Genomic DNA, 870 nt, shown 5'->3' on the forward strand with positions numbered 1-870 from the left:
CGGATTGCTCCACGTCAACCGAACCGAAGCGTCCCCGATGGTCGCATAAAAATTATTGATTTGGGCGGCCAGCGTGCCATAGCCGCCTTTCTTAAAAAAAGCTGTTCCGTCGCGCCCCGCCCCCGAAGTTCCTAAATCAATAACGACCGCCTGTGTGAGCGTTACGGTTATGAAGCTGTTGACCTTCCACGCATCGTTCGTAACCATTTCCTGAGTTGTCGTCCTAAGTGCATATCCCTTGCCTCCTACATCGACGTGCATCCATTGGTCTTCAATCGGCAATGTTGGCACTTTGAAAGTCACCTGACAGCCTTCCGAAAAAGTGAAGTTTGGAACTGTAAGGGTATAGCCGTGATTGCTGTCGGCCATTGTAACCGCCGTCGCATAATAGGAGGCCGTATTTCCTTTTACGGCCCCCGCCTGCGCTGCCGTCACTCCGTGAGGGTTTACTGCGGCCACGTGCGCGGCGAAGGCGTCAGCGTTGCCTTTGACCGTCTCCGTCGTCCTGCCGTCTCCTGCAAGATCGTTGATTTTTGCGAGCAGATTCCCGGCTTCATCCGTTCCGAGGATCCCCTTTATGCCGTCGAACCATGCGGAGAAATCGGCCTCATTGACCGTCCTGAAATGCTGCAAATCAGCCTGAACCTGTTGGTATAGGGTTGTCGTGTCAACCTGATTCACGACGCCCGTAACAATGCCGCAAACGTCGTTGTCAAGCCGGGTATCAGTAATCAGCGACTGCGTGATTGCCGTGGCGCCAGCGGGGATGCTTATCTCAGCAAGTTTAAGGTCGTACTGCTCCGCGCTGCGCGTAATCTGCGGCGCAATCGGGCTGCTTGAAAATGTCCCCGTCAAGACCTGCGCCGTGAT

1 pseudogene is annotated in these 870 nt (G+C 54.7%); it reads right to left on the reverse strand.

Annotation, left to right across the window (positions count from 1 at the left end):
• A pseudogene (locus CAFE_RS19610) lies at positions 1 to 870 on the reverse strand (hypothetical protein); the annotation flags it as partial.

Origin of the sequence: Caproicibacter fermentans (assembly GCF_009746625.1) — a bacterium.
Taxonomy (GTDB): Bacteria; Bacillota; Clostridia; order Oscillospirales; family Acutalibacteraceae; genus Caproicibacter; species Caproicibacter fermentans.